Below are 16,225 nucleotides of genomic sequence, written 5' to 3' on the forward strand. Positions count from 1 at the left end.
CTCCCAGGTTCCCGATCAACCGAATCCCACGCTCGCCCCGCCCCGACAGCCAGGTCTCCGGGCCGGACCGGCCGCGGCCACGGCGCGGCTCAGTCCCACGAGCCCTGGGCCGCCGGCAGTCTGCCCAGTTCTGCCAGGTCGTCCGCTGTCAGGCGTAGCTCCGCCGCGGCCGCGTTCTCCGTCACCCAGCGCTCCTGCTTGGTGCCGGGGACCGGGATCACGTGGCGGCCCTGGGCCAGTACCCACGCCAGGGCCACCTGGGCGGGTGTGACGTCCTCGCCGTGCCGGGCGGCCGTCCGCCGCAGCCCGGCCACGATCGGCTGGTTCGCGGCCATCATCTCGGCGGTGAAACGGGGATGCCGGGCCCGCACGTCGTCCGGCTCGAACCCCTGACCGGGGGTGAGGGTGCCGGTCAGGAAGCCGTTGCCCAGCGGCATCGCCGCCAGGAAGCCGACCCCGCGCTCCGCGCACCACGGCAACAACGACTCCAGCGCCTCCGGCGACCACACCGACAGCTCCGCCTGCACCGCGCTGACCGGGAAGACCTGCTGCACCCGCTCCAGCTGGCGGATCGTTCCGTCGTGCAGCCGCGCCCCGGACCGGCGCCGGCCGCGCGCACCCACCGCACACAGGCCGAGCGCCCGTACCTTCCCGGCCCGCACGAGCTCCGCCATCGCCCCCCAGGTCTCCTCGACCGGGACCTCCGGATCGGCGCGGTGCAGCTGGTAGAGGTCGATCACGTCCGTCTGCAGCCGCCTGAGCGAGGCGTCGCACGCCCGCCGCACATAACCGGGACGGCCGTTGGCCACGATGTGCTGCTCGCCCACCAGCAGACCGACCTTCGTCGAGACGAAGGCGTCGGACCGCCGCTCCTTAAGCACCCGCCCCACCAGCAGCTCGTTGGTGAACGGCCCGTACATGTCGGCCGTGTCCAGGAGCGTCGAGCCCAGGTCCAGCGCCCGGTGCACCGCCCCGAGCGACTCCGCCCCCCGCTGCCGCGACGCGCTGTACGCCCAGCTCATCGGCATGCACCCCAGTCCTACGGCCCCCACCGCGAGTGCCGCCGCGCCGATCGTCCTGCGCTCCACTTGGCCGTAACCCTCCCTCTCTCAGGGCCCACCAACCTAACCTCTGGCTCCGAGTGCCCCTGGCATAGCCTCCTGAGCATGACTGCTGACGTATGGCTGCCCATTCCGCCGGACGAGATCGCGGGGCTTCCGCAGGGGCCCTCCTACCGCTTCTGGGACGGCGCCGAGGAGTTCCCCGCGGACCCCGCCGACTGCGCCTTCTACGTCGTGCCCTACATGAAGCCCGGCGGCGTCGGTCTGCGCCCGATGCCCCGCATGAGTTCCGTACGGGTCGTGCAGACGCTGTCCGCCGGCACCGACCACGTGGAGCCGGGCCTGCGGCACCTGCCGCCCGGCGTACGGCTGTGCAACGCGCGCGGGGTGCACGAGGCGAGTACGAGCGAGCTCGCCCTGGCGCTCATCCTGGCCTCGCTGCGCGGCATCCCCGACTTCGTCCGGGCCCAGGACCGGGGCGAGTGGGGCGGAGGTTTCCGTCCTGCCCTCGCCGACAAGAACGTCCTCATCGTCGGCCACGGCTCGATCGGTGCGGCCATCGAGGACCGGCTCGTGCCCTTCGAGGTCGCGCGGGTGGCGCGGGTGGCGCGCTCCGCGCGCACCACGGAGCGCGGTCCGGTGCATCCGCTCACCGATCTGCCCTCCCTGCTCCCGCAGGCCGATGTCGTCGTCCTGACCACGCCCTTGACGGAGGCCACGCGCGGGCTGGTGAACGCGGACTTCCTGGCACGGATGAAGGACGGCGCCCTGCTGGTGAACGTCGCGCGCGGCGCCGTGGTCGACACCAAGGCGCTGCTCGCCGAGCTGGAGAGCGGCCGGCTGACCGCCGCCCTCGACGTCACCGACCCCGAACCGCTGCCCCCGGGGCACCCCCTGTGGCACGCGCCGGGCGTGCTGATCAGCCCCCATGTCGGCGGCCCGACATCAGCCTTCCTGCCGCGCGCCAAGCGGCTTCTGACGGACCAGTTGCGCCGCTTCGTGAACCAGGAGCCGCTCGCCAACGTGGTCCTGACGACGGGCACGGCAAGCGCCTAGTCCGCTTCGGGTACGGTCCGAGACTCTCCGGACGCGGTCCGTACCCGTATCCGCGCTGGTCGTCACGGAGCGTAGAGAAGCTATGTCCCTGAGTGACGAGACTGGTGTATCGTCCCGACAGGGGCTGCGCCGCGCACCGTTCGGCGCCGGGGATGGACATTTCAGACTGCGAGGGGGGCGACGGGCGATGCACGGCCTATGGACGAACGATCCGACGCGGCGGGGCCGCCACCGGCGGCCCTGGCGCACGGCCGCGCGCAGACGCGGCCACCACAGCCACCATGGTCGTCAGCACCACCGCAGGCCCGGCGGCCGCCGGAGGCACGCCCACCCGGCGCACCGGAAGCCGGGGGACCCGGTCGTACGGACCGGGAGGCCCCGGTGAGCCCGCCACCGCCCGCCATGACCGCGTTCGACGGCGCACTGCGGACGCCGCCCGCGCCGGGGAGGCTGCTGCCCCGGCCGCAGGCCGCCGACGGCCGTTCGAGCGACCGTTCGAGACTGGCGCCGCAGCTCCTGCTGGCCCTGGTGTGCGCGGGATACGCCATCGGTGCCGCGTGCGGCTGGGGTTCCAGCGACGTCGCGGTGTTCATGGGCGACTTCGGGCTGAGTGCCGCGGCCGGCACCGCCGCCGTCTCGTGCGCGCTGTACGCCCGCGGCCGCCACGTCCGCTTTCGAACCGCCTGGCTGCTGTTCGCCCTCTCCTCGGCGATGGCGGCCCTGGGCAACTCGGTCTGGGGGTGGTACGAGGTCGTCCTCGGCACGTCCGTGCCCAGTCCGAGCTACGCCGACCTGTTCTTCCTGTGCTTCGCGCCGCCCGCGATCGTCGGCCTGCTCGTACTCGCCAAGCGGCCGGTGAACAGGGCCGGGTGGGTGTGCCTGGCACTGGACTCGTGGCTGATCGGGGGCTCGCTGCTCACGTTGTCCTGGAGCCTCGCACTGGCCCAGGCGGCCAAGTTCGACGGGTCGAGCGTCGCGCACACCGCGCTCTCGCTGGCGTACCCGCTGCTGGACATCGCCCTGGTCTCCATGGTGCTCGCGCTGCACTTCCGGCGTTCCTCGATCAACCGCACCGCCGTGAACACGGCGATCGGCGCGCTCGCCCTGACCGTGCTGTGCGACGCCCTGTTCACCTCGCCGCTGCTGCACAACAGCTACCGCTCGGGGCAACTGCTCGACGCAGGCTGGTTCGCCGGCTCCCTGCTCCTGGCGTACGCGCCCTGGGCGGCGCCCCGCTCCGGACAGCCGGCCGCCGAGCGGCACGACACGGACCCGTACCAGGCGGAGGGGCGCGAGCTGGACGGGCACGACCCGGACCCGCGCTCCGCCGACGGGCACGCGCGCGTGGCCGATGCCTACGGGCACAGCCGTGAAGACCACGGCCGCGCGCTGGACGACCACGTGCCCGGGCAGCAGCCCGCGGGCGCGCGCCCCGCGCACGGCGGGCCGCCCGCACCGGGCGCGGACCACGACCGGTATCCGGCCGGCCGCCCGCTCGCCGGCTCCCTCGCGGCCCTCACTCCGTACCTCGCCGCGGCCGTGTGCACGCTGGGGGTCCTGTACAACGCGCTCAACGGCCACAGCGTCGACCGCGTGGTGCTGATCACCGCCGGCGCAGTCGTGCTGGTGCTCGTCGTGCGCCAGGGCATCGTGCTGCGCGACAACATCGCCCTCACCCAGGAACTGGCCCAGAAGGAGAACCACTTCCGCTCCCTGGTGCAGGGCTCCAGCGACGTCATCATGATCGCCGCGCCCAGCGGCGTCCTGCGGTACGTCTCCCCGGCCGCCGTTGGGGTGTACGGGCGGCCGGCGGAGGAACTGGTCGGCACCGAACTGGCCGGGCTCATCCACCCGGAGGACCTGGGCTCCGTGGTGCACGAGGTGCGCCGCTTCCTGGTCGCCGGCCCGCTCGAGGAGCCCACTACGCGCATCGAGTGCCGCTTCCGGTCCGGCGACGGCGGCTGGCTCAACGTGGAGTCGACCATCAACCGCCACCACGGCGGCCTCATCTTCAACAGCAGGGACGTGACCGAGCGAGTGCGCCTCCAGGCGCAGCTCCAGCACAACGCCGAGCACGACCCGCTCACCGACCTGCCCAACCGGGCGCTGTTCACCAAGCGCGTCCAGCAGGCCCTGTCCGGCCGGCGCTCGACCGATCACGGCACGGCCGTGCTCTTCATCGACCTCGACGGCTTCAAGGCCGTCAACGACACGATCGGGCACCAGGCCGGGGACGAGCTGCTCGTCCAGGCCGCCCGCAGACTCCAGGAGGCGGTACGGCACGGGGACACCGCGTCCCGGCTCGGCGGCGACGAGTTCGCGGCCCTGATCGTCGGGGACGGCACCTGCGACCGTACCGCCCGCGAACGGCACATCCTGGAGCTCGCCGACCGCCTCAGGGTGACGCTGTCGCAGCCGTACCTCATCGACGGCAACGATGTGCGCGTGGCCGCGTCCATCGGCGTGGCGTTCGCCGAACCGGGCCTCGGCGCGGGGGAGTTGCTGCGCAACGCCGACCTCGCCATGTACCGCGCCAAGGCGGCCGGCAAGGGTCGGGTCGAGCTGTACAAGCCGCAGATGCAGCAGGACGTCGTCCACAAGGCGGAGCTGGCCACCCGGCTCAGAAGCGCCCTGCACAAGGGCGAGTTCACCCTGCTGCACCAGCCGGTGGTCCACCTGGAGGACGGCCGGATCACCTCGGTCGCCGCCCAGGCGCGCTGGCGGTCCTCGCAGGGCGTGCTCTTCACGCCCGCCGAGTTCCTGCGGGTCGCCGAGGACAGCGACAGGACGGCCGAACTGGGCCGCTGGATGCTGGAGGAGGCCGTCGCGCAGGCCGCCGACCGCGCCGCGACAGGCCCGACCGTGTCCGTGGTGGTCCGGATGGGCGCCCGCCGTCTGGTGGACCGTTCGCTGCCGCCCGGCTCCGTGGAGGCCCTGCTGACCCGGCACGGGCTGCCGTCGGGCGCCCTGGTGATCGAGCTGTCGGACACCGACCCGCGGGTGCCGCTGGACGAGCTGGAGCGGCGCCTGGCCGCCCTGCGGCGGCTCGGTGTGCGCATCGCGCTGGACGGCTTCGGCAGCGGGCACGGGGCCGTCACGGCCCTCAGAAGGCTCCCCGTCGACGTGCTGAAGCTCGACCGCAGCCTGGTCGAGGGCGTCGTCGAGTCCGCCCGGCTGCACAAGATCACCAGCGGTCTGCTCCGCATCGCCGCCGACCTCGGGCTCCGTTCCGTGGCCGACGGCGTGGACCTGCCGGAGCAGGTCGTGGCCCTGCGCGCGATGGGCTGCACCCATGGGCAGGGCATGGCGTTCTCCGGCCCGCTGGACGAGTACCGGCTGCGCCGGGCGCTCGCCTCCGGCCACTACCCGGTGCCGCACGGTCCGGCCGAACCGGCGTTCGCCGGGGGCAGCACCGGAGCCTACACCGTGGCGGTGCCCGCCGTCTTCGGAGGCGGGACGGCCCTCCGCTCACATAATGAGACTCCCGTCCCACCCACTTGACACCGGGTGCGTGCCGGAGGGAGGGTCATTTCCATGCGCACCCGAATTCTCGTACTTGGACAGCGCGTCGGCTGAGCTGGGACCCACCGGACGATCCGGAACCCCCAGCGACCTCACCGGCGCGCTTCCCCTCGCTTGCCTTGCGGCACGAGGGGTTTTTTGTTGCACGAGCACCTGGCGTGCAGCGCCCGAACTCCGCCCAAACCTCGCAAAAACCCTCAGCATCGAGAAGAGAATGCCGATGACCGAGCAGGCCACCGGGGCCCCTCATCCGCAGCCGCGGCCCCGATCCGGAGGACACCCGTCCGCGCCCGAGCACGTCACGGGTGCGCAGTCCCTCATCCGCTCTCTCGAGGAGGTCGGCGCCGACACCGTATTCGGCATTCCCGGCGGTGCGATCCTTCCCGCCTACGACCCGCTGATGGACTCGGGCAGGGTGCGCCACGTCCTGGTCCGGCACGAGCAGGGAGCCGGTCACGCGGCCACCGGCTACGCGCAGGCGACCGGCAAGGTCGGCGTCTGCATGGCCACCTCGGGACCCGGCGCCACCAACCTGGTCACCCCGATCGCCGACGCCCACATGGACTCCGTCCCGATGGTCGCGATCACCGGCCAGGTGGCGTCGTCCTCGATCGGCACGGACGCCTTCCAGGAGGCGGACATCGTCGGCATCACCATGCCGATCACCAAGCACAACTTCCTGGTCACCAAGGCCGAGGACATCCCCCGGGTGATCGCGGAGGCGTTCCACATCGCCTCCACCGGCCGCCCCGGACCGGTCCTGGTCGACATCGCCAAGGACGCCCTCCAGGCGAGGACCACCTTCTCCTGGCCGCCGGTGATGGACCTGCCGGGCTACCGGCCCGTCACCAAGCCGCACGCCAAGCAGATCCGCGAGGCGGCCAAGCTCATCACCTCCGCGCGGCGGCCCGTGCTCTACGTCGGCGGCGGCGTCATCAAGGCCGGCGCCACGGCCGAGCTGAAGGTCCTCGCGGAACTCACCGGAGCGCCCGTCACCACCACCCTGATGGCGCTCGGCGCATTCCCCGACAGCCACCCGCTGCACGTGGGAATGCCGGGCATGCACGGTGCGGTCACCGCCGTCACCGCGCTGCAGAAGGCCGACCTGATCGTCGCCCTCGGAGCCCGCTTCGACGACCGCGTCACCGGCAAGCTGGACAGCTTCGCCCCGTACGCCAAGATCGTCCACGCCGACATCGACCCGGCCGAGATCGGCAAGAACCGCGCCGCCGACGTGCCGATCGTCGGGGACGCCCGCGAGGTCCTGGCCGACCTGATCCAGGCCGTCCAGAAGGAGCACAGCGAGGGCCACCGCGGCGACTACACCGCATGGTGGAACGACCTCGCCCGCTGGCGCGAGACCTACCCGCTCGGCTACGAGCAGCCCGCGGACGGCTCGCTCTCCCCGCAGCAGGTCATCGAGCGCATCGGGCAGCTCGCCCCCGAGGGCACGGTCTTCGCCGCGGGCGTCGGCCAGCACCAGATGTGGGCCGCGCACTTCATCCAGTACGACAAGCCCGCCACCTGGCTGAACTCCGGCGGCGCCGGGACCATGGGCTACGCCGTCCCGGCCGCGATGGGCGCCAAGGCCGGACAGCCGCAGAAGACCGTCTGGGCGATCGACGGCGACGGCTGCTTCCAGATGACCAACCAGGAACTCACCACCTGCGCGCTGAACAACATCCCGATCAAGGTCGCCGTCATCAACAACGGCGCCCTCGGGATGGTCCGCCAGTGGCAGACCCTGTTCTACAACCAGCGGTACTCCAACACGGTGCTGCACTCCGGCCCGGACGACGTCAACCCGGAGGCCAGGGGCACCCGGGTCCCCGACTTCGTGAAGCTGTCGGAGGCCATGGGCTGCTACGCCATCCGCTGCGAGTCCCCGGAGGACCTCGACAAGGTCATCGAGGAGGCGAACTCCATCAACGACCGCCCGGTCGTCGTCGACTTCATCGTCCACGAGGACGCGATGGTCTGGCCGATGGTCGCGGCCGGCACCTCCAACGACGAGATCATGGCCGCCCGGGACGTCCGCCCCGACTTCGGCGACAACGAAGACGACTGACAGAGAGCTGAGTGAGAACCATGTCCAAGCACACCCTCTCGGTCCTCGTCGAGAACACGCCCGGCATCCTCGCCCGGATCGCCGCCCTGTTCTCCCGCCGCGGCTTCAACATCGACTCCCTCGCCGTCGGCGTCACCGAGCACCCCGACATCTCCCGCATCACCATCGTGGTCAGCGTCGAGGACTTCCCGCTGGAGCAGGTGACCAAGCAGCTCAACAAGCTGGTCAACGTCCTGAAGATCGTCGAGCTGGAGCCGTCGCAGGCCGTGCAGCGCGAACTCGTCCTGGTGAAGGTGCGCGCCGACAACGAGACGCGCTCCCAGATCGTCGAGATCGTCCAGCTGTTCCGCGCCAAGACCGTCGACGTCTCCCCGGAGGCCGTGACCGTCGAGGCCACCGGTTCCAGCGACAAGCTGTCGGCCATGCTCAGGATGCTGGAGCCGTTCGGCATCAAGGAGCTGGTCCAGTCCGGAACGATCGCGATCGGACGCGGCGCCCGTTCGATCACCGACCGGTCACTGCGCGCCCTGGACCGTTCCGCATGATCCGGGTCCGGGCGGTCGGGTGACACCGGCCGCCCGGATACCGAGACTCCCAGACCTCCCGTCCCCCCACCGGCATACGGTGGGAAGCACAATCTGCACACCAAGGAGAGAACCCAAAGTGGCCGAGCTGTTCTACGACGCTGACGCCGACCTGTCCATCATCCAGGGCCGCAAGGTCGCGGTCATCGGCTACGGCAGCCAGGGCCATGCCCACGCCCTGTCGCTGCGCGACTCCGGTGTCGACGTCCGGGTCGGTCTGCACGAGGGCTCCAAGTCCAAGGCCAAGGCCGAGGAGCAGGGCCTGCGCGTGGTCACCCCGGCGGAGGCCGCCGCGGAGGCCGACGTCATCATGATCCTGGTGCCGGACCCGATCCAGGCCCAGGTCTACGAGGAGTCCATCGCCCCGAACCTGAAGGACGGCGACGCGCTGTTCTTCGGCCACGGCCTCAACATCCGCTTCGGCTTCATCAAGCCCCCGGCCGGCGTGGACGTCTGCATGGTCGCCCCGAAGGGCCCGGGCCACCTGGTGCGCCGCCAGTACGAGGAGGGCCGCGGCGTTCCCTGCATCGTCGCCGTCGAGCAGGACGCCTCGGGCAACGCCTTCGCGCTGGCCCTGTCGTACGCCAAGGGCATCGGCGGCACCCGCGCCGGCGTCATCAAGACGACCTTCACCGAGGAGACCGAGACCGACCTGTTCGGTGAGCAGGCCGTCCTGTGCGGTGGCACCGCGGCGCTGGTGAAGGCCGGCTTCGAGACCCTGGTCGAGGCGGGCTACCAGCCGGAGATCGCCTACTTCGAGTGCCTGCACGAGCTGAAGCTGATCGTCGACCTCATGTACGAGGGCGGCCTGGAGAAAATGCGCTGGTCGATCTCCGAGACCGCCGAGTGGGGCGACTACGTCACCGGCCCGCGCATCATCACCGACGCCACCAAGGCCGAGATGAAGAAGGTCCTCGCCGAGATCCAGGACGGCTCCTTCGCGCGCACCTGGATGGACGAGTACCACGGCGGTCTGAAGAAGTACAACGAGTACAAGCAGCAGGACTCCGAGCACCTGCTGGAGACCACCGGCAAGGAACTGCGCAAGCTCATGAGCTGGGTGAACGAGGAGGCGTGAGCCTCGTCCCGAAGGGGCCGGAGCAGTACCGCTCCGGCCCCTTCGGCGAGCCCGGGCGACGCCGCCGGTCCGGGGCGGGTTCGCGGTGTTGTCCCACCCGTCCAGCCACGGACGGGTGATCCTTCCGCAGCGGCGCAATACGACGCACGCGGCGCCATTACACTTCTGAACTACAACGCGTCAGGCCCACAGCGTCGTGCGTCTTCCACGCGGCTAGCCCCTTCCTCCGCCTGCGGCCGTCGGGACACGGCCGTCCGCATGCTCCCCCCTAGCTTTTCAAGGCATGGGAGGTGCCCCCAGATCTGTGAGGACTCACGTGAGCTCGAAACCCGTCGTACTCATTGCTGAAGAGCTGTCGCCCGCGACCGTCGACGCGCTCGGCCCGGACTTCGAGATCCGGCACTGCAACGGCGCCGACCGGGCCGAACTGCTCCCCGCCATCGCCGACGTGGACGCGATCCTGATCCGCTCGGCGACCAAGGTCGACGCCGAGGCCATCGCCGCGGCGAACAGGCTCAAGGTCGTCGCACGAGCCGGCGTCGGCCTGGACAACGTCGACGTCTCCGCCGCCACCAAGGCCGGCGTGATGGTCGTCAACGCCCCGACCTCCAACATCGTGACCGCCGCCGAGCTGGCCTGCGGTCTGCTCCTGGCCACCGCCCGCAACATCCCGCAGGCCAACGCCGCGCTGAAGAACGGCGAGTGGAAGCGCAGCAAGTACACCGGCGTGGAACTCGCCGAGAAGACCCTCGGTGTCGTCGGCCTCGGCCGCATCGGCGCCCTGGTCGCCCAGCGCATGTCGGCCTTCGGTATGAAGGTCGTCGCCTACGACCCCTACGTGCAGCCCGCGCGGGCCGCGCAGATGGGCGTCAAGGTGCTGACGCTGGACGAGCTGCTCGAGGTCTCCGACTTCATCACCGTGCACCTGCCCAAGACGCCCGAGACCCTTGGCTTGATCGGCGCGGAGGCGCTGCACAAGGTCAAGCCGAGCGTACGCATCGTCAACGCCGCGCGCGGCGGGATCGTCGACGAGGAGGCGCTGTACGCGGCCCTCAAGGAAGGCCGCGTGGCGGGCGCCGGTCTGGACGTGTACGCCAAGGAGCCGTGCACGGACTCGCCGCTGTTCGAGTTCGACCAGGTCGTGTGCACCCCGCACCTGGGCGCCTCCACCGACGAGGCCCAGGAGAAGGCCGGCATCGCCGTGGCCAAGTCCGTCCGCCTCGCCCTCGCAGGTGAGCTCGTGCCGGACGCGGTGAACGTCCAGGGCGGCGTCATCGCCCAGGACGTCAAGCCGGGCCTGCCGCTCGCCGAGCGCCTCGGCCGCATCTTCACCGCGCTCGCCGGCGAGGTCGCGGTCCGCCTCGACGTCGAGGTGTACGGCGAGATCACCCAGCACGACGTGAAGGTGCTGGAGCTCTCCGCGCTCAAGGGCGTCTTCGAGGACGTCGTCGACGAGACGGTGTCCTACGTCAACGCGCCGCTGTTCGCCCAGGAGCGGGGTGTGGAGGTGCGCCTGACCACCAGCTCGGAGTCGGCCGACCACCGCAACGTCGTCACCGTGCGCGGCACGCTCGCGGACGGCGAGGAGGTCTCCGTCTCCGGCACGCTGGCCGGCCCCAAGCACCTGCAGAAGATCGTCGCGGTCGGTGAGTACGACGTCGACCTCGCGCTCGCCGACCACATGGTCGTCCTGCGCTACGAGGACCGTCCCGGTGTCGTCGGCACCGTCGGCCGCGTCATCGGTGAGGCCGGTATCAACATCGCCGGTATGCAGGTCGCCCGTGCGGTGGCCGGCGGGGAGGCGCTGGCGGTGCTGACGGTCGACGACACGGTGCCCTCCGGGGTGCTGGCGGAGGTCGCCGAGGAGATCGGGGCCACGTCCGCCCGCTCGGTGAACCTGGTCTGAGGTCGCCGTTCGTTCCAGATGACCGCCGGTTGAGGTCACCGTCCCCGGGGGCGCTGCCCCCGGGCCCCCGTTCGCCCTGAACGGGCTCGTCCTCGAACGCCGGACGGGCTGCTCGAGCCCGTCCGGCGTTTTCCTGTGCTGTGGATGGCTCTCAGGCCGCGGTCTCGGCCACCGCCGCCGCCTCGGTCTCCGCGGCCCGTGCCGTTTCCCTGACATGGATCCGGCGCAGTGTCGTCGCCGCACCCGCCGCCGCGAGGAGGAGTACCACCGCCCCGGTGAGCGCCGCGCCGTGCATTCCGCTGGTGAAGGCCTCCCGGGCGACGGTGGCCAGGACGTCTCCCGTGCGCCCCGGCAGCTGTCCGGCGACGGCCAGCGCGCCACCCAGGGTCTCGTGGGCCGCCGCCGGGGCGGAGGACGGGATCTCGTGGCGGTAGATCGCCGTGCCGATCGAGCCGAGGACCGCCATGCCCAGGGCGCCGCCGAACTCCGCGCCGGTCTCCAGCAGCGAGGAGGCCGCGCCCGCCTTCTCCACCGGGGCCGCGCTCAGCGCCAGGTCGGTCATCTGGGACAGCACCGTCACGATGCCGGAGGCGAGGACGCCGCACGCGGCCAGCACCAGCCAGAGCGAGTCCGTGCCGGCCAGGGCCAGCATGCCGTAGCCCGCCGCGGCGATCGCGAAGCCCGCCGTCACGACGTAGGCCCGGTCGACGCCCTTCTGGACCAGCGCGGCGGCGACCGGCGCGGCCATCCCGATCGGCACGGACGGCAGGAGTGCCCAAAGGGCCGCCTCCATCGCGCTCTTGCCGAGCACCGACTGGAGGAACTGCGTGGTGAAGAACGCCGAGCCCATCATCGCGAAGGACGACACCAGGTTGAGGACCACCGCGGGCGCGAAGCCCCGGCCGCGGAACAGGGCCGGCGAGATCATCGGCGAGGCCGCCGTGCGCTGGCGGCGGACGAAGAGGGCGGCGAAGAGCAGACCCACGGCGACGGAGGCGACGTACGGCGGGTGCGCGCCCTCGGACGGGATCTTCTTCAGACCGTAGATCACGGGGAGAACCGCCGCCATGGACAGCGGCACGCTCAGCAGGTCGAAGCGGCCCGGCTCGGAGCTCTTCGACTCGGGCAGCAGGAACGGGCCGAGCACCAGCAGCAGCACCATGGCGGGCAGGTTGACCAGGAACACCGAGCCCCACCAGAAGAACTGGACCAGCACCCCGCTCAGCACGGATCCCAGCGCGATCCCCGCGGTCATCACGCCCGACCAGACGCCGATGGCCTTCGCGCGCTGGGAGGTGTCGGTGAACATCGTGCGAACCAGCGCCATCGTGGACGGCATCAGGGTCGCCCCGCCGATGCCGAGGACCGCGCGGGCGGCGATCAGGGTCTCGGCGCTGTCCGCGTAGGCCGCCACCAGCGAGGCGGCTCCGAAGGCGGCGGCGCCGATCAGCAGCAGCCTGCGGCGGCCGATGCGGTCGCCGAGCGAGCCCATCGTCATCAGCAGGCCGGCCAGGACGAAGGCGTAGATGTCGAAGATCCACAGCTGCTGGGTGCCGCTCGGCTCCAGGTCCGCGCTGATCGCCGGGATGGCGAAGTACAGGACTGAGACGTCCATCGAGACCAGCAGCAGCGGCAGCATCAGCACGCCGAGAGCGGTCCATTCGCGGCGCCCGGCGCGCAGCGGGTTCGCGGACGGGGTCGGGGTGCTCGTCGAGTTCGTCATGCCAGCAATGTACGAGCGTCTTAAACGCTTGTCTAGAACGAATGTATAAGTCACCTGTCTAGGACGGCTGTATGGATCGCGGGTAGGGTGGCGGGCATGGGACACCGTGAGGACCTGCTCGAGGGCGCCAAGCGCTGCCTGCTGCAGAAGGGGTTCGTGCGCACGACCGCGCGCGACATCGTGAAGGAGTCGGGGACCAACCTCGCCTCGATCGGCTACCACTACGGCTCGAAGGACGCGCTGCTGGTCCAGGCCTACGTCTCGTTGATCGAAGGCGTGGGGGAGGCCCAGGAGGGCCTGGGCTGGGGCGCGGGTGACGCGCGGACGGCACCCCTGGGATCGCTGGAACGCTTCCAGAACCTGTGGGCGGACATCATCCGTTCGCTCCCCGAGTCGCGGGCCGTCTGGCTGCTGAGCTTCGAACTCGTCCTCCAGGGCGACCGGATCCCGGAGGTGCGCCGGCTGCTAGCCGAGGCTCAGCGGGAAGGGCGCTCGGGCCTGGCCTCCCTGTTCACCGGCATCCCGGAGACCGAACTCGACAAGGAGACCGTCGAGACGGAGGGCCGGTTCTACGTGACCCTCCTCAACGGGCTGATGGTGCAGTGGCTCTTCGACCCGGACTCGGCGACCGACGCCGACCAGCTCACCGAGGGCCTGCGCCGGGTGATCGCGGGGACCGCGCGGGACTCCTAGAGCCGTGCCGCCTTCAGCGCCATGTGCAGCAGCAGACGGTCCTCGCCGTTGTCCAGGTCGAGGCCCGTCAGCTGCTCCACCCGGGACAGGCGGTAGTACAGGGTCTGGCGGTGGACGCCCAGCTCGGCGGCGGTACGCCCGGCCTGTCCCGCGCAGTCGAGGTAGACCTCGGCGGTGCGGGCCAGCTCCCGGTGGGCGGGGGAGAGCAGCCCGTGCAGGGCAGGGTCGTGCGCGGCCTGCGACGGCAGCGCGGTGAGCAGCCGGTACGGCCCGATGGCCGCCCACTGCGCGACCGGTCCCAGCCGCGGCTCCGCCAGCGCGGCCCGTGCCGCCGCCGAGGCCTCCGCCCACGCGGTACCCAGCTCGGCGAGCCCGGTCCGCGCCGCGGCGATCCCCGCGGCCACCCCGCCACCACCTCCCGCTCCGCCGCGCGGACTTCCCGCTGCGGTCCGGCCCGGGCCGCCGTCCCGACCGGCCGTCCCGTCCTGGGCGGCGGCTCCTCCGCTCCCGGGGCCGGTGTGGCCCACGCCGCCTTCGGGTCCTGCCGCCTGGCCGGTGGCGCCACCGCGTGCGCTCCCCGTGGCGGGGCGGCCCGCGCCGCCGGACGGCCCCGACGCCGCCGCTCGCTCCAGCAGCCGGGTCGCCGCCGTCACCGCCGGTGTCAGGGTGTCCGTGGAGCGCAGGCTGACCAGCAGGACCAGGCTCTGGCCGGTCTCCCCCGCTGCCTTGAGGGTGTGGGAGGCCCCCCCACCCCAGGGGATCGCGCACAGGGCCCTGGCGCCGGGCAGGGTGCGCACCGAGGGGGTGTCGTCCGGGTCCGCCGACGGCCAGGGGGCCACGCACACCACCGTGTGCGGGCCGTCCGCGCGGACGCCCAGAGCCGTCCGCAGCTCCGCCACCGCCATGTCCCGCGGCCAGCCCGGCTCGGCGGTCAGCACCGCCCGCAGCTCCCGGGTGAGGTCCGCGCCGTGCTGGGCCTCGTCCGCCAGCAGCGCGCCGATCCGGGCGGTCACCAGCATGGCCGCGGCCAGCTGCTGCTCGGTGGGCCCGGGTTCGTAGTCGAGGAGCCAGACGTAGCCGAGGACGACACCCCGGTGGCGGACCGGAAGGCAGATCCGTCCCCGGTACACGCCCGCCTCCGGGGTCCGCGGGATCCGCACCGGACCGGTCGCCCGGGTGATGCCGAAGCCCTCGAACCAGTGGCGGACGGCCGACGTGGAGCGGCGGGTGAGGATCGAGCGGGTGCGCACCGGGTCCAGGGCGGACGGATCCAGGTCGCCCTCGCTGTCGTAGGCGCCGAAGGCGATCAGCTCGAAGTTCCGGTTCTCCAGGGTCGCCGGCGCGCCGAGCAGCTCCGAGATCTCGTCGACCAGTTCCTGGTAGTCACCCTTGTAACTGGATGTCACTCGGGCATTCTCCCGCATTTCCGCAGGGCCTTCATACATCTGTCTGAGATCACGTGCGCGGATGCGTGACAGCTGTCGATGGCCGACGATCTGAGGAAACCTTTACTTTCACGGTGGTTCTCCGTGCCGCCCCCGAACCGTCGGGCTGCGGCCTTGTGTTGCTTGTTTGTGTGGAGGTGGCCCCCGTGCTGGGTCCCGTGATTCTCGCCGCGTCGCGCAGCGACCGGATGCGACGCCTGATCTCGGCGGCCCCGGGGACGAAGCAGGTCGTCGACCGCTTCATCCCCGGCGAGACCGTGGGTGACATCGTCCCGATCATCGAGGACCTCACCGGCAGGGGCCTGGAGCTGACCATGGACGTGGTCGGTGAGGACATCACCACCCCCGAACAGGCCGCCGCGGCACGGGATGCGTACCTTGAGCTGATCGACCGGATCAAGGACCTGGAGCTCGGCCCGAAGGTCGAGATGTCCGTCAAGCTGTCCATGTTCGGCCAGGCCCTGGAGGACGGCCACGAGCTGGCGCTGAAGAACGTCCGCCCGGTCGTCGAGGCCGCCGCCGCCATCGGCACGACGGTCACGCTGGACGCCGAGGACCACACCACCCTCGACTCGATGTTCGCCATCCACGAGGAACTGCGGAAGGACTTCCCGCAGACCGGCTGCGTCATCCAGGCCTACCTCTTCCGCACCGAGGCCGACGCCCGCCGCCTCGCCGCGAACGGCAGCCGGGTCCGCCTGGTGAAGGGCGCCTACAAGGAGCCCGCCGAGGTCGCCTACCAGAACAAGCACGAGATCGACAAGGCGTACGTCCGGATCCTGCGCGTTCTGATGGAGGGCGACGGGTACCCGATGATCGGCTCCCACGACCCGCGCCTGATCTCGATCGGGCAGGAACTGGCCCGCGCCGCCGGCCGCAAGCTCGACGAGTACGAGTTCCAGATGCTGTACGGCATCCGCAGCGACGAGCACCTGCGCCTGGCCGCCGAGGGCCACCGCATGCGCGTCTACACCGCCTACGGCACCGACTGGTACGGCTACTTCATGCGTCGCCTCGCGGAGAAGCCGGCCAACCTGCGCTTCTTCCTCCGCTCGATGGTCAGCAAGGGCTGAGCCTCCGCACCCCGCT

Annotated in this window: 11 protein-coding genes; 8 read left to right on the top strand and 3 right to left on the bottom strand. The window is 71.4% G+C overall.

The genetic code is table 11. The features are described from left to right. Positions 1-89: 89 nt before the first annotated feature. Positions 90-1,088, bottom strand: a complete 999-nt coding sequence (locus tag ACFY4A_RS31630) for an aldo/keto reductase (protein WP_390832748.1) — start codon at positions 1,086-1,088, stop codon at positions 90-92. A 78-nt stretch (positions 1,089-1,166) separates the two neighbouring features. Here ACFY4A_RS31630 and ACFY4A_RS31635 point away from each other — a divergent pair, with 78 nt between their 5' ends. The 6 genes from ACFY4A_RS31635 (at position 1,167) to serA (ending at position 11,275) form a co-directional block, all read left to right on the top strand. Continuing rightward, positions 1,167-2,117 carry a 2-hydroxyacid dehydrogenase gene (locus ACFY4A_RS31635; RefSeq protein ID WP_390832749.1) on the top strand — a complete coding sequence of 317 codons (951 nt, stop codon included), beginning with the start codon at positions 1,167-1,169 and terminating at the stop codon, positions 2,115-2,117. A gap of 381 nt (positions 2,118-2,498) precedes the next feature. Beyond that, positions 2,499-5,618, top strand: a complete 3,120-nt coding sequence (locus ACFY4A_RS31640) for an EAL domain-containing protein (protein WP_390832750.1) — start codon at positions 2,499-2,501, stop codon at positions 5,616-5,618. Positions 5,619-5,859: 241 nt separating this feature from the next. Then, positions 5,860-7,707: an acetolactate synthase large subunit gene (locus tag ACFY4A_RS31645; RefSeq protein WP_390832751.1), complete on the top strand. Its 1,848-nt coding sequence runs from the start codon at positions 5,860-5,862 to the stop codon at positions 7,705-7,707. Between the two features lie 20 nt (positions 7,708-7,727). Then, on the top strand, positions 7,728-8,252 hold the full coding sequence (ilvN, locus tag ACFY4A_RS31650; protein WP_390832752.1) for an acetolactate synthase small subunit: 525 nt from the start codon (positions 7,728-7,730) through the stop codon (positions 8,250-8,252). Positions 8,253-8,370: 118 nt separating this feature from the next. Continuing rightward, the gene (gene ilvC, locus ACFY4A_RS31655; protein ID WP_390832753.1) at positions 8,371-9,369 is read left to right on the top strand and encodes a ketol-acid reductoisomerase; all 999 of its coding nucleotides are present in this window, start codon (positions 8,371-8,373) and stop codon (positions 9,367-9,369) included. A gap of 316 nt (positions 9,370-9,685) precedes the next feature. Next, positions 9,686-11,275, top strand: coding sequence for a phosphoglycerate dehydrogenase (gene serA / locus ACFY4A_RS31660; protein ID WP_390832754.1), 1,590 nt, complete (start codon positions 9,686-9,688; stop codon positions 11,273-11,275). A 151-nt stretch (positions 11,276-11,426) separates the two neighbouring features. On the opposite strand, the gene ACFY4A_RS31665 is transcribed toward serA, so the two are convergent. After that, a complete protein-coding gene (locus ACFY4A_RS31665; RefSeq protein ID WP_390832755.1) occupies positions 11,427-12,998 on the bottom strand; it encodes an MFS transporter in 1,572 nt (523 codons plus the stop codon). A 96-nt stretch (positions 12,999-13,094) separates the two neighbouring features. On the opposite strand from ACFY4A_RS31665, the gene ACFY4A_RS31670 reads away from it, so the two are divergent. Further along, positions 13,095-13,691, top strand: a complete 597-nt coding sequence (locus tag ACFY4A_RS31670; protein WP_390832756.1) for a TetR/AcrR family transcriptional regulator — start codon at positions 13,095-13,097, stop codon at positions 13,689-13,691. Here the strand turns inward: ACFY4A_RS31670 and ACFY4A_RS31675 are convergent. Continuing rightward, positions 13,688-15,115, bottom strand: a complete 1,428-nt coding sequence (locus tag ACFY4A_RS31675; RefSeq protein ID WP_390832757.1) for a PucR family transcriptional regulator — start codon at positions 15,113-15,115, stop codon at positions 13,688-13,690. The genes ACFY4A_RS31670 and ACFY4A_RS31675 overlap by 4 nt on opposite strands. Positions 15,116-15,282: 167 nt before the next feature. On the opposite strand from ACFY4A_RS31675, the gene ACFY4A_RS31680 reads away from it, so the two are divergent. After that, the gene (locus ACFY4A_RS31680; RefSeq protein WP_390832758.1) at positions 15,283-16,209 is read left to right on the top strand and encodes a proline dehydrogenase family protein; all 927 of its coding nucleotides are present in this window, start codon (positions 15,283-15,285) and stop codon (positions 16,207-16,209) included. Positions 16,210-16,225 lie beyond the last annotated feature (16 nt).

It is taken from the genome of Streptomyces sp. NPDC001292 (assembly GCF_042896465.1).
Taxonomy (GTDB): Bacteria; Actinomycetota; Actinomycetes; order Streptomycetales; family Streptomycetaceae; genus Streptomyces.